The sequence below is a fragment of the Streptomyces sp. NPDC041784 genome (assembly GCF_055591025.1).
Genome location: NZ_JBVJAB010000036.1, coordinates 1 through 15,362, shown reverse-complemented (window position 1 = coordinate 15,362; position 15,362 = coordinate 1). Strand labels below are relative to the sequence as shown.

At 71.6% G+C, this 15,362-nt stretch carries 17 protein-coding genes and 2 pseudogenes; 9 read left to right on the top strand and 10 right to left on the bottom strand.

Annotation, left to right across the window (positions count from 1 at the left end; genetic code table 11):
• Positions 1-688 (top strand): annotated as a pseudogene (locus ACZ6D7_RS41090) (hypothetical protein); the annotation flags it as partial.
• Positions 689-940: 252 nt separating this feature from the next.
• Here ACZ6D7_RS41090 and ACZ6D7_RS41085 read toward each other — a convergent pair.
• The 9 genes from ACZ6D7_RS41085 to ACZ6D7_RS41045 form a co-directional block, all read right to left on the bottom strand.
• On the bottom strand, positions 941-1,318 hold the full coding sequence (locus ACZ6D7_RS41085) for a hypothetical protein (RefSeq protein ID WP_469502285.1): 378 nt from the start codon (positions 1,316-1,318) through the stop codon (positions 941-943).
• A gap of 127 nt (positions 1,319-1,445) precedes the next feature.
• Entirely contained in the window at positions 1,446-2,057 is a 612-nt protein-coding gene (locus ACZ6D7_RS41080; RefSeq protein ID WP_469502282.1) for a DUF4232 domain-containing protein, read from the bottom strand.
• A gap of 620 nt (positions 2,058-2,677) precedes the next feature.
• A complete protein-coding gene (locus ACZ6D7_RS41075) occupies positions 2,678-2,869 on the bottom strand; it encodes an ATP-binding protein (protein WP_469502280.1) in 192 nt (63 codons plus the stop codon).
• Between the two features lie 225 nt (positions 2,870-3,094).
• A complete protein-coding gene (locus tag ACZ6D7_RS41070; RefSeq protein WP_469502276.1) occupies positions 3,095-3,670 on the bottom strand; it encodes a hypothetical protein in 576 nt (191 codons plus the stop codon).
• Positions 3,667-5,064, bottom strand: coding sequence for a hypothetical protein (locus ACZ6D7_RS41065; RefSeq protein ID WP_469502274.1), 1,398 nt, complete (start codon positions 5,062-5,064; stop codon positions 3,667-3,669). The genes ACZ6D7_RS41070 and ACZ6D7_RS41065 overlap by 4 nt, the downstream gene beginning before the upstream one ends.
• Positions 5,061-5,894 (bottom strand): ABC transporter ATP-binding protein, encoded by an 834-nt coding sequence (locus ACZ6D7_RS41060; RefSeq protein WP_469502272.1) that lies wholly within the window; start codon positions 5,892-5,894, stop codon positions 5,061-5,063. Before ACZ6D7_RS41060 ends, ACZ6D7_RS41065 begins: the two co-directional genes overlap by 4 nt.
• Entirely contained in the window at positions 5,891-6,709 is an 819-nt protein-coding gene (locus ACZ6D7_RS41055) for a zf-HC2 domain-containing protein (protein ID WP_469502269.1), read from the bottom strand. The genes ACZ6D7_RS41060 and ACZ6D7_RS41055 overlap by 4 nt, the downstream gene beginning before the upstream one ends.
• The gene (locus ACZ6D7_RS41050) at positions 6,706-7,236 is read right to left on the bottom strand and encodes an RNA polymerase sigma factor (protein ID WP_469502267.1); all 531 of its coding nucleotides are present in this window, start codon (positions 7,234-7,236) and stop codon (positions 6,706-6,708) included. Before ACZ6D7_RS41050 ends, ACZ6D7_RS41055 begins: the two co-directional genes overlap by 4 nt.
• Positions 7,237-7,381: 145 nt before the next feature.
• Positions 7,382-9,013, bottom strand: coding sequence for a glycosyltransferase family 39 protein (locus ACZ6D7_RS41045; RefSeq protein WP_469502428.1), 1,632 nt, complete (start codon positions 9,011-9,013; stop codon positions 7,382-7,384).
• A gap of 57 nt (positions 9,014-9,070) precedes the next feature.
• Between ACZ6D7_RS41045 and ACZ6D7_RS41040 the strand changes: the two genes are divergently transcribed.
• From ACZ6D7_RS41040 to ACZ6D7_RS41020, 5 genes are all read left to right on the top strand, one after another.
• Positions 9,071-9,523 (top strand): GntR family transcriptional regulator, encoded by a 453-nt coding sequence (locus ACZ6D7_RS41040; RefSeq protein ID WP_469502264.1) that lies wholly within the window; start codon positions 9,071-9,073, stop codon positions 9,521-9,523.
• A complete protein-coding gene (locus ACZ6D7_RS41035; RefSeq protein ID WP_469502262.1) occupies positions 9,520-10,431 on the top strand; it encodes an ABC transporter ATP-binding protein in 912 nt (303 codons plus the stop codon). Before ACZ6D7_RS41040 ends, ACZ6D7_RS41035 begins: the two co-directional genes overlap by 4 nt.
• Positions 10,428-11,399 carry a transporter gene (locus tag ACZ6D7_RS41030; protein ID WP_469502261.1) on the top strand — a complete coding sequence of 324 codons (972 nt, stop codon included), beginning with the start codon at positions 10,428-10,430 and terminating at the stop codon, positions 11,397-11,399. The genes ACZ6D7_RS41035 and ACZ6D7_RS41030 overlap by 4 nt, the downstream gene beginning before the upstream one ends.
• 95 nt (positions 11,400-11,494) lie before the next feature.
• Positions 11,495-12,280, top strand: a complete 786-nt coding sequence (locus ACZ6D7_RS41025; protein ID WP_469502258.1) for a class I SAM-dependent methyltransferase — start codon at positions 11,495-11,497, stop codon at positions 12,278-12,280.
• A gap of 69 nt (positions 12,281-12,349) precedes the next feature.
• On the top strand, positions 12,350-13,189 hold the full coding sequence (locus ACZ6D7_RS41020) for a hypothetical protein (RefSeq protein ID WP_469502257.1): 840 nt from the start codon (positions 12,350-12,352) through the stop codon (positions 13,187-13,189).
• 58 nt (positions 13,190-13,247) lie between these two features.
• Here ACZ6D7_RS41020 and ACZ6D7_RS41015 read toward each other — a convergent pair whose 3' ends face one another.
• Positions 13,248-13,709, bottom strand: a complete 462-nt coding sequence (locus tag ACZ6D7_RS41015) for a MarR family winged helix-turn-helix transcriptional regulator (protein ID WP_469502255.1) — start codon at positions 13,707-13,709, stop codon at positions 13,248-13,250.
• 82 nt (positions 13,710-13,791) lie between these two features.
• On the opposite strand from ACZ6D7_RS41015, the gene ACZ6D7_RS41010 reads away from it, so the two are divergent.
• The 3 genes and pseudogenes from ACZ6D7_RS41010 to ACZ6D7_RS41000 all read left to right on the top strand — a co-directional run bounded on the left by ACZ6D7_RS41010 (position 13,792) and on the right by ACZ6D7_RS41000 (position 15,134).
• On the top strand, positions 13,792-14,163 hold the full coding sequence (locus ACZ6D7_RS41010) for a VOC family protein (RefSeq protein ID WP_469502252.1): 372 nt from the start codon (positions 13,792-13,794) through the stop codon (positions 14,161-14,163).
• 255 nt (positions 14,164-14,418) lie between these two features.
• Positions 14,419-14,712: pseudogene (locus ACZ6D7_RS41005) on the top strand (DDE-type integrase/transposase/recombinase); the annotation flags it as partial.
• 101 nt (positions 14,713-14,813) lie between these two features.
• Entirely contained in the window at positions 14,814-15,134 is a 321-nt protein-coding gene (locus tag ACZ6D7_RS41000) for a GYD domain-containing protein (protein WP_469502251.1), read from the top strand.
• Positions 15,135-15,362 lie beyond the last annotated feature (228 nt).

The following is a 15,362-nucleotide window of genomic DNA, read 5'->3' as shown; positions in this document are numbered from 1 at the left end:
CCCGCGGGAGAACCGGGCGAGCGACGACACGGCCGCCCCGACGGCCCCGCTCACCTGGACGGCCAACTCCCACCTCTGGCGACCCGAATGCGACCACGACTACGTCATCGCCAAGCCACCGCAGCAGGTCCCGCCGCCGCCGGCCCCGCAGGACGCCGCGGCGTGGGCCGCGTCCCTGGGGGCGGTGCACGGGCGCACCACCCATCTGCGGATCTCGGTGCAGGGACGCGGCTCCGCCGCCGTCGTCCTGGAGGCACTGCATGTGCGCGTGGTCAACCGCACCACCCCCGCCGCCCGGGGCATCGCCTACTCCATGTACGAAGGCTGCGGCGCCATCCTCATCCCCCGCCACTTCTCCGTGAACCTCGACGCGCACCGACCCCTTGCCCGTTCGGTTCCCGGCAACGACCCGGACAGACCGGACCCCGCGGTCGACTTCCCCTATCAGGTGTCCCTGCAGGAGCCGGAGGTCCTGCTGCTCTCCGCGCGCACCGAGTCCTGCACCTGCGACTGGTACCTCGACCTCGACTGGTCCTCACAGGGCAAGACCGGCACGGTGCGCATCGACGACCACGGCCGCCCGTTCCGCACCACCGACATCAAGGGGCTGCCGCACTACTGGTACCGCAACCCCGCTGGCTGGGTCCCCATGACCACTGCCTACGACGAGGCGGAAACCGGCGACTGACGAAGCAACAGGCAAAACAGCGTTGCAGGCCGGAGCGGACGAGACCGTGGGCCGTGTGCCTGTCGGCCGGCCGTATCCGGTGGTCGGCCGACACGGCGAGCTCGTCTCCGCATCCCGGGAACTCCCTGTTTCCACAGGTCAACAGGGATGGGATGGACGAACCGCTTGGCCGGGCCGCCGGGGGCCCTCACGCGACCCTGCCCGTCGCCCGGCGGGCGCGATCACGCGCGCCCGCCGGCCGTTCCGGCGGATTCAGCACGTGGAGCTGCTGGAGATCTTTATCCCGTTGACGACGTACGCGTTGGCGAACACGGTCTGGGTGTTCGGCTCGAGGCAGATCGAGCCCCCGCTCTGGAGCCGCAGGTACACCACGTCGTCGTTCCGGGTGTTCAGGACCCCGTAGTGCGGCCGGGGCGTGACCGCCTGATAGCCGCTGGTGACGTCCTTGTACTTCGAGAGCGGCCTGCCCGCGATCAAGGCGTTGTTGTCCACGTAGAAGCAGACGTAGGGGTACGGGCAGCCCTGGGTGGGGGACTCCGCGTGGGCTGCGGATGCACCGGTCACGGACATGGCCGCGACGGCCACGCTCACGCCCGCGAAGCTTGCGACCTTCCGGATGACGGGCTTCATCAAACCTCCAAGAATCGGTAATTGTTCGTCGTGGTGCTGCCGGGCCATCGGCCGACTTCAGCCGGTGTTCAGCAGGCCATGTGGGCCTTCTGGCCGGCCGCCGGGAAGCGGTCCCGATCGAGGTCCGTCACTTCGACATGATGAAATCCAGGGCGAAACCGGGAGCGGTCGTCCAGTAGGTGACCCGCTGATAGTCGTTGGCGTACAACGTCTCGACGGGCATGGGGACATCGATCGGCTTGCCCGCGCTGCTGCCGGGCTTACGACCCTGGAGGCTGAGGGTGATGCTCTTCGCCTCGTACTCGTCCATGGGGCCGTTGACGAGCAGACCGGCATAGGCCTCCTCACCCGGAGCGAGGGTGACGGGCACCCCCGGGTGCGGGTCGCTCTCCTTGATGACGGGGGCTGTGGTCCGACCGTTGCCGAGCCGCACGAGAGGGTAGCGGTAGAGGTTGCACTTCTTGTCGCCGGCGTTCTGGACGGTGAGGAGGAGGTGCCTGGCGTCCTCGCTGTCCGCGGGCTCCTTCGTGGCGGACACCCCGAGGACCTCCTGGGAGCAGGTGGCGACGGTGCCCTTGTCGCCGCTGCCGCCCGAGCGGTGCGTCACCGCGTCATCGGCCTTCCCGCCGATCGTCAGCGGCCCGGTGGCGGAGGCCTGTGCCGACACACCACACCCGAGAGCCAGGACGAGACCCGCGGCCACGGCCGCACGGCGGCCCGTAAGGGACTTCACGTTCATATGCGTGTTCCTTTTCTGATCGGTATGAAGTCGCACGCGGCCGCGGCCCGGCACTGCGGATCGAGGTGCGTGCCGAGCGCCCGAAGAGATGGGTGTCCCAGTGGACGGGTGAGCCGGGGTGTCGTGGCGCTGCCGGGCGGTCGGCCGCTTCAGCCGGTGCGACAGCCGTAGCATCGGATGCCTCGCGGGCCTGGGACAACAGCCACCACCCATCCTGCAACGGTGGGGCGATCCCACCCCCGACAACCTGCGGAAACAACGAAGCCTGGGATGCCTGTCCGGGATGGGAGACCGCCTGAGGCAGGCGGCCGGACGCCCGGTGGACCCGACCCCCGTCACCTCGACCGGCCCGCGCGCCGCCGCACAAGCGGCGCCCGTTCGGGCGGCCCCCAGGAACGCTGAGCCGTTCGACGCGGGCCGACGTCCGGCGTGACTTCGAGGTTCGGCAGCACCCCGGGGATACCGGCCGAGCGCCGGGACGGATGCCGGCAGCTGTGGTCCTCGTCCACCCCCGGCGCACCCGCCGCCGAGCGGACTGCTGCCTCAGCGACCGCTGCCACGGTCGCGGCGGATGGAACGCCTCGTCCGCCCACCGGCGCGCGACCCGGACATCGCGCCTTTCATTCCGTCGGGCCGTCGGGTTGCTCGGCGTGGGGAAGCCAGATGGTGAACACGGTTCCGTTGCCGGGCCGACTGTCGGCGGTGACGGTTCCGCCGTGTTCCTCGACCAGCTGGCGGACGATGGACAGGCCCAGTCCGCTGCCGCCGGTGTGTCTGCTGAGCGCGATCGTGGTGGCACCGACCGGAGCCACGGGACGCCGGCCGCTGGCGCTGTTCCTGCACGGCCGCCACGACACGGCCCGGCGTGCCCCGCCGGCCGGTCCCGCCGGGACCGTGCTCGACAGGTTGGTGGTGCGGCCGCTGTCCCATTGGCTGGACTTGTCCGACGTTTTGCCGAGTAGTGGTCCGCCGCGGCGCTCACGGGGACGGATCCGCACACGATCACGGCCGTGCCCCGGTCCGGTGGCCCGGACCGGCTACCGTCTCGGTCCCGCGAAGGCGTAGGCCGCGGTGCCGGCGACCGCGAGGACCAGAGCCGTCCAGGTGCCCGCTGGCGTGCCGGGCGGCAGCAGCATCCAGGTCGCCACCCGCATCGGCGTACTCGTCGGGGGCGGGGCGAAGAACGAGAACGAGAGCCAGGCGAACGGCAGCGTCCATGCGTACTGGCCGCTCGAGAGCGCCGCGCCCAGGGCGACCAGTCCCATCAGGCCCGCGCTGTCCCGGACGACGAACGCGGTGGTGGCCATGGACTCGCCCATTGTCTGCACTGTCAGCAGCACCGTGCCGACGACCGCGCCGGCGAGCAGCACGTGCGCCGCTCTGCGGGGCACCCAGCGGATCGCGGCCGTCCGGTCCAGCGCGAGGTCCTGCCCGCTGAGCCCGATCGAGGCCGCCATCGCCCCCGTGGCGAGGACGAGCACGGGCGGCCGCGGATCACCGGACCCCTCGCCCCAGCCCCGGGCGAGTGCCCACACCGCCACCGCGCTGATCACCACCGCGGCGAGCGACACGGGTACCTGACGCGAGCGCGCGTACAGCGTCAGCCATCTCACCGGGACCCACCGCCTTTCAGAGCGTCGAACGCGTCGCCCTTGCAGGACAGCGCGGCGGCGCGCATCGCGTTGATCCGCGAGAGCTGCTCGGCCCGCGGAAGCGCCTTGAGTTCCTCCCACACCGGGCGGGTCTCGGCGTCGACCTCGCGGCGCAAACCAGCTGACAAGGTGCCGGGAAGCGGCCTGAGGTCCCCGAGGACCCATCCCACCGCGACGGTCTGCGCGAATTCATCTCCCCCGAAGCCGCTCCAGCCGACGGGGGTGCACCCTGGCACCATGCCTTTGGCGATCAGGGCCCAGGTCAGCTCCTCGCCCTTCGCGGCGGCGATGATGTCGTCGTCGAAGTCGAAGAGCACGGTCTTGCGGGACCACTGCGGCGTGGTGCCTTCCGGCAGTACGGCGGTGTTCTCCCGGACCGAGACCGGCGCCTGGCCGTCCAGGGCGCCGTGCAGCAGGCGCAGCGCCTCCTTACCGGGACCCGCGAGGTCGGCGAGTCGTGCCTGCTGCGTCTTCGTCACGCACACCGGGCCGTCGCACACCAGCTCCGCGGCGGCCTCGTCGACGACATACATCCGGCGCGGGTCGGAGGGGAGGACCAGCAGGGCGATCACCGCGCCCGCCAGGACGGGCGTCAGGGCGATCAGCCGGGCGCGCGGGGTCGCGGCGACCAGCAGTGCGAAGCCGGTCGCGGCCATGCCGAGCAGCCAGATCGTCTGCCCGACGTGCACGGAGGCCGAGAGCGTGACGAGCACATCGCGCACCTCCTGCACCGCCGGTGACAGCAGCGAGACCCGGTTCGGCTCCGTGAGCGGGATCCCCGTCGCCGTGGTCGTCTCCGTCCGGCCCAACGACATGTGCATGAGGGCCGTGAACACGAAGGCGCCCATGGCCAGCGCGGGCGGGGTGAGCACGGACGGCAGGGCCCGCCCGGCCCCCATGCCCAGCACGGCCCCCGCGACGAGAGACAGTGCCCCCACCAGCGAGATCGGCAGCCACCCGAGGTGCGTGTACTCGGTGTTGGCGAGCACTTGGACCCCACCCACGAGGACGAGGAGCGCGAAGGCCGAGGCCAGCGTGATCGCCGTCGTGCCCGCCAGCGTGGCCGCGCGGTGCCGGGCGGGCCGCGGTGTGCTCGTCAGCAGCTCGGACATCTTCGAGCGGTGGTCGCGCAGGCCCTGGAGCGCCCCGAGCCCCACGGTGAGCGGCCACAGGTAGAACAGCAGGGAGCGCGTCCACAGGGCCATGGACGTCCACTGGGCCGTCCACAGGGCGGTGCCCTTCCACCACGGGCCGCTCAGCAGGTACAGGAACCCCAGCGCGGTCGTCAGGACCACCGCCCCGGCCCAAGGGGCGACGGAGCGCCTCAGCTCGATGCGCAGGACACGGACGTTCACCAGGTGCCCCTTCCCTGCTCGGGGTTGAGCAGCAGCGCCGAGTAGCCGCGCTCCAGCGGGCTGTCGCCCACGTGCTCGGGGCCGCCCGCCGCGGCCAGCTCGTCCGGGGTGCCCTGGAAGACCAGCCGGCCCTCGGCGAAGAGCACCACGTCGGTGCAGGCGGCGGCGACGTCCTCCACCAGATGGGTGGAGACGAGCACGCAGGTGTCCATACCCAGCTCCTGCAGCAGCCCGCGGAAGCGCAGCCGCTGCGCCGGGTCCAGGCCGACCGTCGGTTCGTCCAGCAGCAGGATCGTCGGGTCGTTGACGATGGCCTGGGCGATGCCGACCCGCCGCACCATGCCGCCCGACAGGGCCTTCATCTTCTCGTCGGCGCGGTCCGCCAGACCCACCCGCTCCACGGCGCGCTGCACCGCCGCCGGGATGTCCGCCTTGGGCACCTCCTTCAGCCACGCCATGTACTCGACGAACTCGCGCACGGTGAAGCGCTTGTAGTAGCCGAACTCCTGCGGCAGGTAGCCGATCCGGCGCCGCAGCGCACGATGCTCGCCCAGGCCCCCCGCGGACTCGCCGAGCAGCTCCAGGGTGCCCTCGGCGGGGCGCAGTACGGTGGCCAGTGCCCGGATGAGAGTGGTCTTGCCCGCCCCGTTGGGTCCGAGCAGACCGTGCACGCCGGTGCCCAGCGACAGGTCGAGCCCGTCGACGGCCATCCGTTTCCTGCCGACCCTGACCTTCAGCCCCGTGGCCTGGATCTCCCAGGCGTAGGCCGTCGGTGCGATGTCGGCCGCGCTCACCGCGGACGTCATGTGGTGTTCCTTTCCGATGGTCATCGATGGGCTCCCAGCCCGGAGTACGCGCCCCTGCGGGCGATCACGACAGCGATGCCGAGCGCGAGGATCAGCGCCCACACGGGCAGACCGTCCGTCTGCAGGGCGAACGTCGTACGGCCGGCGGCCAGGGTCGGCGCCACGATCACGGTGGCCCATACGGCCGCCAGCGCGGCTGCGGCGCGGGTCACGCCGACGACACCGCCGAGCGCCAGGGTCGTCGAGGTGAAGGCAAGACAGGGCAGCAGCCACTGGGCGGCCGTCACCCCCGTCACCCATCCGCCCACCAGCAGCGCGGGGACGACCACGGCGAGCACGGACGCGGTGCGCCGCAGTACCAGGTAGAGCCCGGCCCTGGGCACCGAGGCCGTCAGCTCGTACGCCGGGTCCAAGCCGCGCGACCAGGACGCCGCGACGCCGAGCACGGGCAGGACCGGGGCGAGCAGCAGCACCAGCGACACCTCGCCGGAGCCGGTGTCGACCAGGTCGAGCAGGAGCGCGAGCAGTGTCACGCTCACGACCATGGCCAGCCACGGCACCATCGTGGGCGTCATCCACCTCGACAGCCGCGCCGACCAGCGCCGTCGGCGCGGCATGGTGGCGGTGGCGGCCAGGTGGGGTTCGAGGTCGGACCACACGGTGTCGACCAGTGTCGCCACGGCCGGCGCCTGCGCCGCAACGGCGGCCGACATCCGGTCACGGCACGTTCCGCACGCCTCCAGATGGGCCTCCAAGGCCCACACCTCGTCGGCGGCGAGGTCCGTGTTGCCGCGCACGTAGCCGTCGATGATCCGCATCGACGCGTGTTCCACGCTCATGCCAGCGCCTTTCGCATCGCGATCCGGGCCCGGCGGGCACGTGTCTTGACCGTGCCCTCGGGCAACCCCAGCAGGACGGCGGTCTCCCGGACGGACAGCCCGTCGAGCACCATGGCCTGCAGTACCTGTCTGAGTTCCGGCGCGAGGCGCCGCAGCGCGTCGCCGACGTCACCGCCGACGGTTGCCGCGAGCGCCTCCTCCTCGGCGGCGGGCGCCGCGTCGGGGAGAGCGGCGGCCGGCGGCGGCTCGGCGTGGTGGGCCCTCCGCCGGAAGGCGTCGACGAGGCGGCGCGCCGCGATCGTCCACAGCCAGCCGACGGCCGTCCCGCCCACCGAGGACCCCGCGAACGCGCCCGCCGCGCGCCACACCGCCAGATACGTCTCCTGCATGACCTCGGCGACGACCTGCTCGTCCGCGCAGCGACGGCGCAGCCGCACCGCCATCCACGGCGCGGTGCGCCGGTACAGCTCCTCGAACGCCGCCCGGTCACCCCTGGCCACCAGCCGGACGAGACGCTCCTCGTCCATCTCCCCCGGTGCCTTCCTGACTGATCTCACACCCGCTAGACGTCCGGCTCGTACGGCAGGTTTTCCCCTTGGTGTGATCCCCGTCATACGCGAGGGCTCCGGAAGCTCCGGTACGACGGCAGGGGTCCCACCGTCCCCACCGGCGTCACGCGGGAGTCAGCGTGATCGTTGTCGCCGTGCCCAGCGCGCCGTCCGTGGGAGTCGTGCGCACGGTGGTGCCGCGGTCGCCGATGAGGCGGGCCAGGGCGGCGTCGTCCGGTTGCAGGCGGCCGTGCTCGAAGAGGACCAGGGTCACGTGGGTTCCCGGGGGCGGGGTCGTGCGGCGGTACTGGGCGTAGGTGACCGCGTCGCAGCCCGAGTACCAGCCCATCTCCGGTTCGTAGCCGGTGACCAGGAGGCAGGGACCGTCCGTCGCGAGCCGCTCGGCGACCGGGACGGTGGAGCGGCTGAGGCGGTCGGGGCCGGGCATCGCTCCGTGGGCCACCACTTGGGCCGTGCCGACGGTGGTCAGGCCGGCCAGTCCGGCGACGGCGGCGAGCAGGCCCCTGTTCTTGCGCCCGGTCAGTTCCGCCAGGGCCTCGACCCCCAGGAGGGTGAGCAGGATGACCGGGAGGTAGACGAACCGCGGTTCTCCGTCCGTCACCAGACCGAGGGCGACGAAGACGAGGACGGACGTCGAGCCCAGGAACACACGGCGTGTGGCGCGCGCCCCACCGTCTCCGCCGCGCAGGGCGCGTGCCGCCAGGAGCAGCCCGCCGGTCATCACGACCGCTCCCAGGTCTCCGGCCAGGCGGTAGGGGAAGATCGCGAGGTAGTAGGCGAGGCCGTCGCCCACGTATGCGCGGTTGGCCTGGGAGCCGGCCCACAGGATCAGGCCGAGCGGCGATCCGGTGACCTGCGTGGCGTGGACGAAGTGCGGCAGCAGGCCGAGGGCGAAGACGGCCAGCGCGGCGGCGAGACGGCGGCCCTGGGCGAGCCAGGCGCGCGGGCCGTAGGCGAACAGCGCGGCCAGGACTATCGCCAGGAGGTTGCCCACGCTGCCGTAGCGCAGGTAGAAGGCGCCCACCGCCACGGCGGCCGCGACGGGCAGGGCGTGGGAGCGCCGTACTTCCTGGGCGCGCGTGAGGAGGAAGACGACGATCAGCAGCAGGCCGGTGGTGCCTATGTCGTTGAGGAACTCCGGTACGCGGCGCAGGAATCCGAGGCCGGAGAGTAGGAGAAGGACGACCACCACGGCGCGGCGGGGCGTGGTCCAGCGGGCCGCGACGACGTAGGTCGCGGTGAGGGTGAAGAGCGTGAGCAGCAGGGCCACCGCGCGCAGGCTGCCCACGTCGTCGTGGACGGCGAGCGCCAGGCGCCCCAGTGCGGGGAGGCCGAGGGGGCGATAGGGGCCCCAGCCCGCGTCGGGGGTGTCGCCGGCCCAGGAGCGGGCCTTGTTCGCGTATACGGCCTCCTCGTGTCCCAGGTACGGCTCATGTTCCTGGAGCACGGCCCAGATTCCGGCCGCCAGTGCCAGCACGCTCACGAGGTACGCGGGGCCCGGTATGCGGCGCAGCGCGCGTATCGCCAGTGTCAGCGGCCGGGGTGGGTCCGCCCGCCGCCACCGGGGGAGCGCGAGCCACCAGGCGGGGGCCGCGCCCAGCAGGAAGGGCCAGGGCTGCCGGCCGGGCAGCAGGCCGCCCAGGCCCACGAGCAGCAGGAGCTGCTGGGTCACCGCGGCGAGGGTCAGCGCGACGGCGACGACGAGGGCCGCTCGGGTAGTGCTCCTGATTGACATCCCTGCCACGCCTCCACCATGCTTGTGCTAATTCATTAATGGAAGCACACTGAAACCGTGGGAGGTGACGTGGTCGAGTACCGGATCGACCGTGGCAGCGGCGTGCCGGCCTACGTGCAGATCGTCGAGCAGACCGAACGGGCGCTCCGGATGGGCACGTTGAAGGTCGGGGACAAGCTGCCCACGGCCAAGGAGGTGGTGGCGGCCACCGCCATCAACCCCAACACCGTGCTCCGCGCCTACCGCGACATGGAGCAGGCCGGCCTGGTCGAACTGCGTCGCGGGCGGGGCACCTTCGTGACGCGGTCGCTCGCCCGGCCCGGCGCGGAGGACGACTCGCCCCTGCGCGCGGAACTCACCGACTGGACGGCACGCGCACGGGCGGCGGGTTTAGAACGGGCCGACATCCTGGCCCTGGTCGCAGCCGCCCTGGACGCCCACGACAGCAAGCAACACGTTCAACACGAGCACTCCCCGGGCGACCGGGAGGGGAAAGAGGAGGACGCATGACCGGGCCTGACGCGCCGGCTGCGCTGTGCGCCACGGGACTCGGATTCCGGTACCGGGCGCGGGGCGGTTGGACCTTGCGGGACTGTGGGTTCACCGTGCCCAGCGGCCGCATCACCGCTCTCGTGGGACGCAACGGAGCAGGCAAGAGCACCCTGTTGCACCTGGCCGGCGGCCTGCTGCGCGCCGACACCGGGCAACTGCGGGTACTGGACGCCGCACCGGGCACACCCGAGGCCCGCACCCGGGTGGCTCTGCTCACCCAGGACAAGCCGCTCTACCCCCGCTTCACCGTGGCGGACACGCTGCGGATGGGCGAGAAGCTCAACTCCTCGTGGGACCGGGCGGCCGCCGAGCGGACCATCAGTGAGGGCGGCATCCCGCTTTCCGCCCGCGTCGGCGAGCTGTCCCCCGGGCAGCGCACCCGCGTCGCGCTCGCTCTGGCGCTCGGCAAGCGGCCCGAACTGCTGCTGCTCGACGAGCCGATGGCCGACCTCGACCCCGTGGCACGGGGCGAGATCATGGCGGCGCTGATGACCGAGGCCGCCGAGCGCGGCACGAGCATCGTGCTGTCCTCGCACGTCCTGCCCGAACTGGAGCAGACCTGCGACTGGGTGCTGGTTATGCGGGACGGCCGCGTCGAGCTGAGCGAGGACGCCGACGCGCTGCGCGAGAGCCACGCCGTGCTGACCGGACACGCCGACCAGGACGACACCCTGACCGGACCACACACCGTCGTGCACCGCCGGGTCAGTGGCCGACAGCTGACCGCCCTGATACGGCAGCGCGGACCGCTGCGCGGCGACTGGCACGTCGAACGGCCCAGGCTGGAGGACATCCTGAGCGGCTACCTCCAGGCCGGCGACACGGTGCGCCCGGCCGACTCCGAGCGGACGGAGGCGGCGGCGTGAAAGGCTCCCTCTGGAACGGTTCCCTCTGGCTCGCCTGGCGTCAGCAGCGAGTGCTGGTCGGCATTGCCGCGGCCGTACTGGCCACCGCTGCGGCGCTCGCCGCGTACTCCCGCTCGGGCATGCTGGACGCCCTGCGCAGCGGGCTGTTCGACCACTGCGATCGCGGGCCGCTGAACTGCACGAGCTCCGACACCGGCCTGCCCCTGCTGCTGGACGTCGAGCCGCTGAAGTACCTCGGCGCACTGAACATCGCTTTGCCCGTCGTCATCGGCGTCTTCTGGGGCGCGCCCCTGCTGGGCCGCGACCGGGAACTGGGCACGCACCGCATGGTCCTCGCCCAGGGCGTGAGCCGCGGCCAGTGGTTCGCCTCCCGGATGGCGCTCGCCGCGGTGACCACGATGGCCGTCTCCGGCGCGCTCGCGGGGGTGTTCGCGTGGTGGTGGAGACCGGCCGCGGACCGGAGCTACGGTCTGTTCTGGTACGAGAACACCGCCCTGAGCGGCTCGGGCCCGCGTGTCGTCGCAGCCGCCCTGTTCGGCCTGGCGGCCGGCACACTGCTGGGTCTGCTGGCCCGCCGGGTGCTGGCCTCGATGGGCCTGACCCTCCTGGTGACCGGGGCGACGACCCTCCTGCTGCAGTGGACACACAGGACCCGCCTGCTGGTCCCGCCGCACACCTACACCAGCGCCGGCAGCATCCCCAAGCCGCCCATGGGCGAGAAGTGGTCGACCGGCAACTACGGCCTGATCACGGCCTCGGGCCGCCACGACGACGTGCTGAAGTGCCCCTTCCCGTCGAGCGCCGAGCTCAAGGAGTGCATGGACCGGCACGGGTACGTCGCCCGCTTCTACGAGGCCAACCCGGCCGGCGACTACTGGACCTTCCAATGGACCGACACCGCCCTTCTCGGCGGCCTCGCCCTCCTGCTCACGGCCGTCACCATGCTGCTCCTGCGCCGCCGCGTCTGACCACGCCGCGCCACCTGTAACACCCCCTATCCCTTTCGTTCCATACCCCTTCATCCCCTCACCCGGGGCCCCCTTCGCACGGAGGTCGCTTCGCCATGCCCGCCGACGCCAAGTCACCGAAGAAACTGCGCAACAACCGCGCCGCCCTCACCCACAAGGTCGGCTACGCCCTGCGCCACCCCGGCCGCGTCGCCCCATACCTCAGCCGGGCCGGCCGGGACGCCTGGCTGCGCCTGAAGCACCCCGACCACGTCGGCTACTACCGGGCCGTGATGGCCTCGGACACCCGCCGCAACCCGGAGGCCGCGGTCGGCAGCCAGACCCACGACCGCTGGCTGGCGCTCGGGCAGATGCAGTTCGACTACCTCGTCGAGCACGGGCTGCGCCCCGAACACCGCATGCTCGACATCGGCTGCGGCAACCTGCGCGGCGGCTGGCGCTTCATCGACCACCTCGACACCGGCCACTACTACGGCATCGACATCTCGCCCGACATCCTGATGGCCGCCAAGAGGACCCTCGCCGAGCGCCACCTCCAGGACAAGCTGCCGCACCTGACCATCACCGGCGACCTCACCCTGGACTTCCTGCCCAGCGACCACTTCGACGTCATCCACGCGCACAGCGTCTTCTCCCACTCGCCGTTGGACGTCATCGAGGAGTGCCTCGCCCACGTCGGCCGCGTGCTGACCGACACCGGGTTCTTCGATTTCACCTTCGACCGCACCGAGGGCACCGAACACCAGGTGCTGCGCGAGGACTTCTACTACCGCACCGAGACCCTCCTGGCCCTGGCCCGCAAACACGGTCTGCATGCCTGCTTCATGGACGACTGGGAGGAACGCCCGCACGGCCAGTCGAAGATACGCGTCAGCCGCTGACCCCTGGCCTCGCGCACGCGGAGAAGGCTCGCCCTGACCCCTGAGAAGAACGAGGAATCACGCGAGAAGATGGAAGAACACGGAGATGCCGTACGACGCTTCCCGCGGACACTCGCCTTGCATCCCGCGATCGAGGACGAACCGTGCGGACGGGCCGATCCGGCCGACCAGGCCGACCAGGCCGATGCCGCCGGAGCTGACACCCCCGCTGTGCCGTGTGTGGTGATCTCCCTTGCCCGGGAGCGGAGCGGTCGCCTGCTGAGGGAAGCACGCAGAACGCAACTGCTGCCGGCGATGGTCAACCCCTGGGGGGCGCTGCACGCCTATGGCGATCTACTGGCCCGACGGCCACGCCCGCTGGCCGTTCTGGACGTGCCGGACGAGGGATACGCGCAGGAGCTGGTCCGGCGTGTGTGCATTCTGCGGCGGCTGGCCCCGGTGACGGTCCTCGCTCCCGAAGGCACCTGTTCCGCGGCGCTGCTCGAAGCGGGAGCCACCAACGTCCTCGATCGCAGCATGCCGATCGAGGAACTGGCTGCCCGGCTGATGGCGGACCAGCGGTGGGCCGCCAGGGACACGGCACAGGAGCCCCGGACCCAGGAGCAGAACCCGACACCGCCCGGGCCGCTTCCCCGGCAAGCTTCGCAGAGAGTCCTTCTGGCGCTGGTCCTCGCCGGTCCGCGGCCTTGGTGCTGCCACGAGCTGACCCGTCTGCTGGGCTCGGCCGAGCAGCCGCTGACCAGGGCCGCCCTCCGTGCGCGTATGCCGAGGCTGGAACCACACCTCGGCCGCCTCGGACTGGCACTGCGAAGGACCGGGCGCTGGGGCCGCTTCTCCTACATGGTCGTACCCTCGACCGGGCTGACCGCGGCCTCGTGCTCCGTGGGGGATTGGGCAGCCTCCGCATGACGTCCGCTGTACTCGGACCGCTTGCCGCTTGCCACTGGGCCTGGGGCGGGTCGGCGGGTTATCCGCCGAGGGCCGCCGCCATGCGGTCGAGGTCGGTGAGGAGGGCGGCCAGGCGCCGCTGCGGGATCGCGTCGATCATCTGCCGTTCGATGGCGTAGACGGCGGACCGGGCCGCGTCGAGACGGCGACGACCGTCCGCGGTGAGGTGGGCGGGAAGGGCGCGGCCGTGGTCGGTGGTGGCCGGTCGGGAGATCAGGTCCGCGTCCTGGAGACCGCGGAGGACGACGTTCATGGACTGTCGGGTGACGAACGTGCCGCGGGCCAGCTCGGCGTTGGACAGGCCGGGCTGCTGGTCCAGGAGCTCGAGACATGCGTACTGCGGCACCGTCAGGCCGTGCTCGCGCAGCGCTTTGTCCATGGCGCCGCGCAGCGCCGCGGCGGAGCGTTTGAGGCGGTATCCCACATGCTCGGTGACGTCCTGAGCGGGATGGGGCGGTTCCACGGGCTTCGGGTTTTCCATGTCAGGATTTTGACATAGGTACTCGCTGTGCGTACAGTCACGCATGTCAAAGTCCTGACATTGAAGAAGCGAGGATGAACCCATGAGTGTCGCCGCCGAAGGCCCTGACTTCATCGCTCTGCAGGTGCGCGACGTCGAGGCGGCCGCCGCCTTCTGGGAAAAGCACCTGGGACTGCGACGGGCACCGGCCTCGCCTCCCGGCGCAGTGGTGTTCGCCACCGAACCGATCCCCTTCGCCGTTCGGGAGCCGCTCCCCGGCGTGGATCTCGACGCCGCCGCTCGGCCCGGTCTCGGGGTGGCCCTGTGGTTCCGCACCACTGACGCCCTGAAGCTGCACGATCAGCTCGCCGCCGCGGGGGTGCCCATCACCAGCCCACTCAAGGACAGCCCCTTCGGCCGCACGTTCACTTTCACGGGTCCCGAGGGCTACGCCATCACGGCGCACGGAAGCTGACGGGCGCGACCGCTGTCGCCATGGCCCCGTCCCCCGCCGGCGCGATCCCCCGCAACTACCTGACCGACTCGCCACGGACACGGAGAAAGGACAAACTCCAGGCCATTGACCTGGGGTTTCGCATGGAGCGGGTGAGCGGAGTGGTGTTGGAGCCTGGTTGTGCCCGGGGCCGGCCCTCACCGCTCCCCGTGGTCCCCCGCAGGATCTGGCACGCGAATGGCACGGGCCCTTCGTCGAGCGGCACGGGCTGCGGCTGCGTGGGAGCGGTCGGCCGCGATGGAGTTGTGGCAGATGGGCATCGCCGGCGGTGTGCTGCCGGCCGGTGGCGGCGAGTGCAAGATGGCCACCGGGATCGACGACCATTCGCGGTTCGTGGTGATCGCGAAGGTGGTGCAGCGGGCCACGGTCCGCGCGGTGTGTCTGGCTTTCGGGGAGGCGCTGCTGCGGTTCGGAGTGCCGGAAGAGGTGCTGACGGACAACGGTAGGCGGTTCACCGCCCGGTTCGGCCCCGGGAAGCCGGGAGAGGCGATGTTGGACCGGATCTGCCGGACGTAAGCCGTATGGCGGCGGTCCCCGCGACGGGGGATGCGGAGTGGAAGGAGGATGCGGGCAAGGGTGATTGCACAGACATAGGCGAAAGGTGGCAGACGATGGCGAAGTACCTCTTCATGGTCAAGTTGACCGTGGACGGGCTGAACGGCCTGCTCAAGGAGGGCGCCACCGCGCGCCGCGAGGTGGTGGAACGCATGGTGCAGAGCCTCGGAGGTCAGCTCGAATCGATGTACTGGGGGTTCGGCGAGGAGGACGCCTACGTCACGGTGGAGCTGCCGGGCAACACCTCCGCCGCGGCCATGGGTCTGGTCACGTCGGCGGCGGGTGGCGTTCGCACGAGCACGGTCGTGCTGCTGACGCCTGAGGAGATCGACGAGGCGGTCCGCGAGAAGGTGGAGTACCGGGCACCCGGCGCCTGACGGTTCAGCGAGGGGCCGACTGGTCGAGCGCGTCGTCGAGGATCGTCGCGGCCAAGGCGTCGCCTCGCGCATCGCCCGGACACCCCGGCGCCAGAAGCCCATGCAGGACGAAGCGAGGTCCCTCAGCCGTGGCGGGGGGGGGGGGGGGGGGGGGGGGGGGGGGGGGGGGGGGGGGGGGGGGGGGGGGGGGGGGGGGGGGGGGGGGGGGGGGGGGGGGGGGGTGGGGGG